The sequence below is a fragment of the Nostoc sp. PCC 9305 genome (assembly GCF_963920915.1).
GTDB lineage: Bacteria > Cyanobacteriota > Cyanobacteriia > Cyanobacteriales > Nostocaceae > Nostoc.
Genome location: NZ_CAWUDN010000189.1, coordinates 1 through 7,674, shown reverse-complemented (window position 1 = coordinate 7,674; position 7,674 = coordinate 1). Strand labels below are relative to the sequence as shown.

The following is a 7,674-nucleotide window of genomic DNA, read 5'->3' as shown; positions in this document are numbered from 1 at the left end:
AGTTATGAGTTATGAGTTATGAGTTATGAGTTATGAGTTATGAGTTATGAGTTATATGAGTTATATGAGTTATGAGTTATGAATTCAAGACTTAACTATTTTAGATTTTGAATTTTGAATTTTGGATTTTGGATTGAAGAAAAAATCTAAAATCTAAAATCTAAAATTTCCTAACTCCTAACTCCCAACTCCTAACTCCTAACTCCTAACTCCTAACTCCTAACTTTTATTTATGTCGCTTCTGATGCCACTGCCACGCGTCAGCGACAATATCTTTGATGGATGGATACTGAGGTTGCCAGCCTAAGATTGTTCTGGCTTTCTCGCTGGTGCCAATCAGAACTGGGGGATCGCCAGGACGGCGATCGCGTTCTTCTACTGGTATCGAATTTCCTGTCACCTCTTCGACTGCGGCAATGACTTCTCTGACGGAGAAGCCGCTGGCATTGCTCAAATTAAAAACTTCGCTATCGCCACCTTTTAATAAATATTCCAATCCCAAAATATGGGCATCTGCTAAGTCGTTAACGTGAATATAATCGCGAATACACGTACCATCGGGTGTGGGGTAATCAGTGCCGAAAATTGAGATGGATTCTCGTTTGCCTAAAGCTGTCATTAGCACCAAAGGAATTAAATGGGTTTCTGGGTTGTGATCCTCGCCCAGTAAGCCATCGGGATTAGCACCAGCAGCATTGAAGTAGCGAAAACGCACTGATTGCAAACCGTAAGCGACATCAAAATCAGAGAGAATCCTTTCTACCATCAGCTTTGTCGCGCCATAGGGATTAATTGGATTTTGGGGATGGGTTTCTGGAATGGGCACGAATTCCGGTACACCATAGGTGGCACAGGTAGAAGAAAAGACAAATTTCTTTACAGATGCTGTCAGCATCGCTTCTAAGAGGGTCAAAGTACCAAGAACGTTATTGCGGTAATATTTGGCCGGATCGCTCACTGATTCTCCTACGTAGGCATAAGCAGAGAAGTGCATCACCGCGGCAATATCGTGGGTTTTAAATACATGATCGAGCAAGGCGCGATCGCTTGTGTCCCCAATTATCAGTTCTACCTGTAAAACCTTTTCTACTAGATCGCGATGTCCATAGACCAGATTATCAAGTATGACAACGCCATAACCCGCTTTCTTCAAAGCAAGCACTGTATGGGAACCAATATATCCAGCTCCTCCCGTTACCAGAATAGTAGGCTTTTCAGGCGACATAGTTTTTCCTTTTGAGTCGATTACTTAATTAATTTAGTTTACCGGTATGAGATTACTCTTCTGGAAAATTATAAATAATAGACGCAGTGTCAAAAAATTGCACTAAAATCACTACGACGGTAGTCATTGGGTGTGAGGTTTGAGAAATTTTAAGTCAAACAGTGCGATTACAATTTGACAATAAAATAAATCCATTTCCCGAAACCTCTAGGTTGAGCCTTACGGGTGACGCTTCTAACGTCGCTATCAGTAAGAAGTCGCCAGTTGTTTCATGCATGGTTTTCCAGCATGGCAGTCTTTTCTGGGGGCAACCCCAATCGAAACGGACTGCCTCTCCTAACGGAGACGCTACGCAAACACCACCACACTGGCTCACTGCACCAGCAAATTTGAGAGTTAGTCTATGTTTCTATTGTTAAGCCGGGTACTGCTGTGGCTGCTGATTGGCACTATCGTTTATTCTCTGTTCCAGCGATTTTATCCTTCTGGAAGTTTTGTCGGGCGATTAATCTTAGTCGTTATCTTGGTAATCGTAGCCCTATCATTTCTTAACCCCAATGAACCTGCTGTGGCGTCGTTGTGGAGGATGCTATCTTTTCCACTCAAGCCTCTAGGAGCCTCTGTTTTACTGATGATTCTTGCCGCTCAGAAAATCAAAGGAGGTGGAATAGAGAAACCAGGAGGATACTTGATTGGTTGGGCACTGACGATTTTGCTGTTAGCAAGTACACCAGCAGTCGCCTATTTCCTTTATAGAGCACCTCTAGCAATGACAGGTGAAACGTCTGTCGCAACTGCTACACCAACATCTGGGACACTAGTGGCATTAGGGCAACCTACCACAGCGAACATCTCAGATGTAAGGGGGGATAGCATTCTTTCTTATAATTTGAGAGTGCCTCCCTATTTATTACAAGGAAATCCTCAAGATATTCGCACACGCGGTTTACGACTTGAAGACTTTGTACCGGATGCACAAACGTTGCAATTGACAACAAGAACTTGGGAAAGTTATCTCCTTGAAGTTTACAGGTTCTTGCGTGTTCAGCGGTAATCAGGCAAGAGAACAATACTTGGTTCGTAGTGAGCGCTTGAGCGCTTAATTCAACGCCTAAAGTCCTGACTACGAACTTATTTCTTCATTAAAGTTACTGTGGTGGGCTACTAGTACCAACGGCAATAACTATCCAGTTAAAAGAGGTAACAAAAGCTGAATTTATAACAAGCGATATTCCCTCTTCATAGCTGCCTTCTTGGACTAGCAGTTAATCTAGATGATAAAGTTGCACAATTGCTTTAATGGCAAAATCTCGACGAATCGCTAAACTCAGTGCTTACCTACGACCCCATTGGCGGGAAGCCTCCTTGGGTATTCTCGCTTTGTTGTCTGTCAATGCACTGGGTGTTTATATCCCTTGGTTGATTCGTGCTGGTGTTGATAAACTCTCGACAACCTTCAGCTGGAACCAAATACTACATTACGTAGTAGTGATTATCTTGCTCAGTTCGGCGATGTGGCTAATGCGGATGGCATCACGCATTTGGCTATTTGGGGTGGGGCGTCAGGTGGAATTTGACCTGAAACAACGGATTTTTGAACACTTACTGAAGTTGGAGCCTGGTTATTTTGCCAGTAATACTGCTGGCGATTTGATTAGTCGGGCTACCAGTGATGTAGATAATATCAAGCGGTTATTAGGTTTTGCGGTCTTGAGTTTGGCAAATACAATGTTTGCCTACGCCCTGACACTGCCAGTAATGCTGGCGATTAGTGTGGATCTCACCCTAGCCGCCCTAGCAGTGTACCCTTTTATGCTCTTGTTGGTGAGTCTGTTTAGCGATCGCTTACGCAAACAACAAGCAGCAGTCCAAGAGCAACTCTCTGACATCAGCGAACTCATCCAAGAGGATATCAGTGGCATTGCCTTAATTAAAATCTATGCTCAAGAAGCAAACGAGCGTCGAGCTTTTGCCAAGAAAAATCAGCAGCTATTGACTGCTAACCTAGAATTGGCAAAAATCCGCAATACACTGTTTCCGCTAATTGGTGGGCTAGCTAATATCAGTTCGCTGGTAATCATCTGGCTAGGGTCGGCACGGATGTCTGCTGGCACGCTTCAGGTTGGCGATTTTTTAGCATTATTAATTTATGTAGAGCGTCTAGTTTTCCCCACTGCCCTTTTAGGATTTACAATTACTGCCTACCAACGCGGTGAAGTTAGTATCGATAGGCTTGAAGCTATTCTCTCTGTCACACCAAAAATTAAAGATGAAGCTGATGCCATACATTTGCCAATGGCTGAACTTAAAGGCGAAGTGACAGCTAAAAATCTTACCTACAATTACCCTGGTTCCACGACTCCAGCTTTAGCAAATATTAACTTTACCATTGCTCCTGGAGAAACTGTAGCGATTGTTGGGGCGATTGGTTCGGGAAAATCTACTTTGGCCAATGCTTTACCGCGCTTGTTGGATATTGAATCAGGACAATTGTTTTTAGATGGGGTAGATATTACTAAGATTGCTTTGACAGATTTACGAGGTGCGATCGCCTACGTTCCTCAAGATAGCTTTCTATTTAGCACTACAATCAAAAATAATATTCGCTACGGCGATCCAGTTAGCGAACAACAGCAGGTAGAATCTGTCGCTAAACTTGCCCAAATTGAATCAGAAATTCAGAATTTTCCGCAGCAATATGAAACTATTGTTGGCGAACGCGGTATTAATCTTTCTGGCGGTCAACGGCAACGTACTGCTTTGGCTCGTGCAATGTTGGTCAATGCTCCAGTGTTAATTTTGGATGACGCTCTCTCTAGCGTGGATAATCAAACAGCTACGAAAATCCTCAAAAATCTTTCCAGTGGTACTGAACGTAAAACAGTAATTTTTATTACGCACCAATTATCAGCGGCGGCGGCGGCTGACCGAATTTTTGTCATGGAAAAGGGAAAAATTGTGCAAATCGGAAATCACTTAGAACTTTTGCAACAACAGGGTTTATACAGAACGTTGTGGAGCCAGCATCAAGTTGAGGAATTACTGCGGTGAAGGAGGCAGGGGGCAGAAGGCAGAAGGCAGAAGGAAAGAATTATGATTGAGTTAGGGACTGGGGATTGGGGAGATTTGAATGGGGATTCAGACCCCAACCAATTCTTAAAAAATTTCTTCCCCAGTACCCAGTAACCAGTCCCAGAGCGACCATTACTCACCTTCAAGCTTGGCTGAAATTGGGGCATTGCATATTTGCGGGATGATTTAGCAACTTCCAAAATTGCCCCTCTGCTTCCCCTGCTCCCTCTGCTCCCCCTGCTTGCCCCAATTCATCCCACTGTTCTGCAACGCCGAAATTGGGGAATCCTGGGCGCGACGCGTTGAAGAAAAATTCAGAAATTCCGACTTTACTGAAGGATTGTAAATAGGTCTAGCAAAATAATTGCATTTGTCATAACTTTATAGTTATAGAACTATTGACTCGAGCGCCTCATTACTCATGGTTAACACCCTACCCAAGCCAGAAATCAAAACCCCCAGCAAAGAAACTGTACTCACCCCCCGGTTTTACACTACAGATTTTGAAACCGCAGCCAAGCTGGATTTGTCTGCCCAGGAAACGGAGTTGCAGGCGATGCTGACAGAAATGCGGACAGACTACAACCGCCACCATTTTGTTCGGGATGAAGCGTTTGAGCAGTCTTGGGAACACATTGACGGTGAAGCAAGGCAGGCGTTTATAGAGTATTTGGAACGCTCTTGCATTTCTGAGTTTTCCGGCTTCTTGCTATTCAAGGAATTATCCCGCAAGCTAAAAAATCGCAGTCCAGTGCTAGCGGAAATCTTTCAAATGATGGCACGTGATGAAGCCCGCCATGCTGGATTCCTCAACAAAGCCATGGCCGATTTTAAACTCTCCCTTGATTTAGGCACTGTTACCAAAACCCGCACTTATACATTTTTCCCGATTGAATGGGTACTTTACACCGTCTACCTCTCAGAAAAAATCGGCTACTGGCGTTACATTATTATTTTCAGGCATCTAGAAAAGCACCCAGAAAACCAGTTTTACCCGATATTCCGCTACTTTGAGAGTTGGTGTCAGGACGAAAACCGCCACGGAGATATATTCAAGGCATTATTGCGTTCTCAACCGCAACTTTGGAACACCTGGAAATCTAGGCTGTGGAGTCGCTTTTTCTTGCTATCGGTATTTGCTACTCACACCCTGACAGTTCATGAACGTTCCGGCTTCTACAAATCATTGGGACTTGATGCCACAGAATTTGATATTCAAGTTGTTCGCAACACCAATGAAACCGCAGGACGGGCTTTTCCTGTAATGTTGAATACCGAACATCCCAAGTTTTTCCCACGTCTGCAACGCTGTGCAGGTTACAACTTGAAAATTGCAGAGATTGAAGGCAGTTATAACCCGAAATTGGTAAAGCTAATTCGCAAACTACCTTTGATTGCAGCAATTGTTTGGAATCTGCTGTTAATTTACCTCATCAAACCAATTGATACTGAAGCCCTGCGGGGAACGGTTCGTTAGCTATTTCTTAGACATCTGCTGGTGAAATTAATTATGCGTTCTGAATAACACATAATTAATTTCACGAGATGTCAATTCTTGAATATTTGGGTAGCTGAATGATGACAAGACTAGACTAAAGTCTATACATAAGGATGTCAATAAAATAGTTATATTTTTGTATATATATAATCGTGGAATGCAATAGATAAGAGGTTCACTAATTAACAGGACTTACGCAAAATCATGAAAAAACGAACCACAGAGAGCGCAGAGGACACGGAGAAATAAGAGTTTCAGAAAGCTCTTGCATAAGTCCTAATTAATCTAGAAAATGTAGGAATTGAGAGATGAGCGACATTAAAAGACAAGCCGCTTTGCCTTTACCCATATGGAAGCGACCCAACACAGGAACATCAAATTTTACGAATCCATCGCTTGTCTCATCCAATATTCCCACATTGGCCAGTCCAACACGCGGTTTTGGTTTACCAACAAATAATAATACTCCACTCAATGGCGACCTTCAAGAAGCCCCGTCTGCTAACGAGCAATTATTAGAACCAGAAGCTATCAAAGAAAAACCTTTTGTTCACGACATTAGTCGCATATCTTTGCGTCGTCCACAGCCGCAACTTTTAGGTAGCCAGCCAAAAGACCAGTATGAGCAGTCATCTGACCAGATTATGCTTCTACCTAGACCTAAGTCAAATATAAATATTGGTGGAATAGATTCACATATAGTACAACGAGAATGTGCAGATTGTGAGCAAGAAAAAGAGGAAGTACAAACCGAGTTGTCGCTACAAAGGGTTAGCGATCGCAGCGTTCAAACCCAAGATAATATTGAGAGTCAGTTAAATAATAGTAAGGGTGGAGGAAGCCCGTTATCTCCCGAAGTGCGAGACTTTATGGAACCACGCTTCGGTAGTAAATTCGACAATGTGCGAGTACATACTGACTCCAATGCTATGCAGATGAGTCAGTCTTTGAGAGCGCAGGCCTTTACTCATGGTAGTGATGTTTACTTTAGCGCCGAGAAATCACCTGGTAATAACGAGTTGACAGCCCATGAGTTAACCCATGTGGTACAGCAGACAGGCAAAGTGCAGAAACAAAGCGATACTTCTACAGCACCAGCACCTGTTGAACAAACATCTAATGGTATGCCGCCCAAAAAAGGGACAACTAAAATTGACAAAAAGAATGCCACAATTACTGCTTCGGGAAAAAATATTACCGAAGCAATTACAAACTTAACATCACAAGGAAAGGGCGAAGCGGGCAGTGTTACTTGTGCCCCCGCAAAAGATGTCAAAACTTACCAAGCAGAAGATAAATCCGATGAAATTGTTTACGAGGCAGATGTCTTAGTAACAGAAACTAAGGCAATGCCCGTCTGGACGGAACTCGACCAACAGTGCGAACCTGTTAAAAAAGAATGGGCAAGGTTTTATAGCGCTCTTGATACGCACGAGAATGGGCACATTAGTATTGACGAGAAGGCTTTTAAAGATTTACACAAAAAGCTTCTTGGCAAAACAACCTCAGCATCTGACAAGATTTTTAACGATACTTACGCCCAAGCGAATACTGATAACAATGCTTATGACGCCACAACGAAACACGGACTCACTCAAGGTACAGGAGTAACTCCGGTACAGTGCGGCCCAGAAAAAGTTTCTCAAAGTGGAGATGAATCGGATGCAAAGGTAGAGGTTCAAACTCAAAAATAAAGGCGAAAACACCATAACAAGGCAAATCGGTTAATAATTTTCGCGTTTACCCTAGACCTCTTGCATAAATCAAAAATAAGAAAGAACCCCACCCTGCCAAAGCTACGCTTTGTCTCCCCTCCCGAAGAACCTACGGTGTACACACATCTTTCTAGAAAACCAAAATCGTCCTAGATCCCCCTAAA

Annotated in this window: 5 protein-coding genes; 4 read left to right on the top strand and 1 reads right to left on the bottom strand. The window is 43.1% G+C overall.

The features are described from left to right. Window positions 1-226 precede the first annotated feature (226 nt). Window positions 227-1,225, bottom strand: a complete 999-nt coding sequence (galE, locus tag ACM0OX_RS34535) for a UDP-glucose 4-epimerase GalE (RefSeq protein WP_414519582.1) — start codon at window positions 1,223-1,225, stop codon at window positions 227-229. 403 nt (window positions 1,226-1,628) lie between these two features. On the opposite strand from galE, the gene ACM0OX_RS34530 reads away from it, so the two are divergent. The 4 genes from ACM0OX_RS34530 to ACM0OX_RS34515 all read left to right on the top strand — a co-directional run bounded on the left by ACM0OX_RS34530 (window position 1,629) and on the right by ACM0OX_RS34515 (window position 7,489). After that, complete coding sequence (locus ACM0OX_RS34530; RefSeq protein WP_414519581.1) at window positions 1,629-2,279, top strand: hypothetical protein; 651 nt, start codon at window positions 1,629-1,631, stop codon at window positions 2,277-2,279. Between the two features lie 245 nt (window positions 2,280-2,524). Beyond that, window positions 2,525-4,276: an ABC transporter ATP-binding protein gene (locus ACM0OX_RS34525; protein ID WP_414519579.1), complete on the top strand. Its 1,752-nt coding sequence runs from the start codon at window positions 2,525-2,527 to the stop codon at window positions 4,274-4,276. A gap of 442 nt (window positions 4,277-4,718) precedes the next feature. After that, entirely contained in the window at window positions 4,719-5,774 is a 1,056-nt protein-coding gene (gene acsF, locus ACM0OX_RS34520) for a magnesium-protoporphyrin IX monomethyl ester (oxidative) cyclase (RefSeq protein ID WP_414519577.1), read from the top strand. A gap of 329 nt (window positions 5,775-6,103) precedes the next feature. Then, window positions 6,104-7,489 (top strand): eCIS core domain-containing protein, encoded by a 1,386-nt coding sequence (locus ACM0OX_RS34515; RefSeq protein WP_414519575.1) that lies wholly within the window; start codon window positions 6,104-6,106, stop codon window positions 7,487-7,489. The last annotated feature ends 185 nt before the right edge of the window (window positions 7,490-7,674 follow it).

Bases quoted from the DNA above. Each gene is read 5' to 3' on its own strand.
- ACM0OX_RS34515 (WP_414519575.1), top strand. From the start codon at position 6,104: ATGAGCGACATTAAAAGACAAGCCGCTTTGCCTTTACCCATATGGAAG.
- ACM0OX_RS34525 (WP_414519579.1), top strand. From the start codon at position 2,525: ATGGCAAAATCTCGACGAATCGCTAAACTCAGTGCTTACCTACGACCC.
- ACM0OX_RS34530 (WP_414519581.1), top strand. From the start codon at position 1,629: ATGTTTCTATTGTTAAGCCGGGTACTGCTGTGGCTGCTGATTGGCACT.
- galE (WP_414519582.1), bottom strand. From the start codon at position 1,225: ATGTCGCCTGAAAAGCCTACTATTCTGGTAACGGGAGGAGCTGGATAT.
- acsF (WP_414519577.1), top strand. From the start codon at position 4,719: ATGGTTAACACCCTACCCAAGCCAGAAATCAAAACCCCCAGCAAAGAA.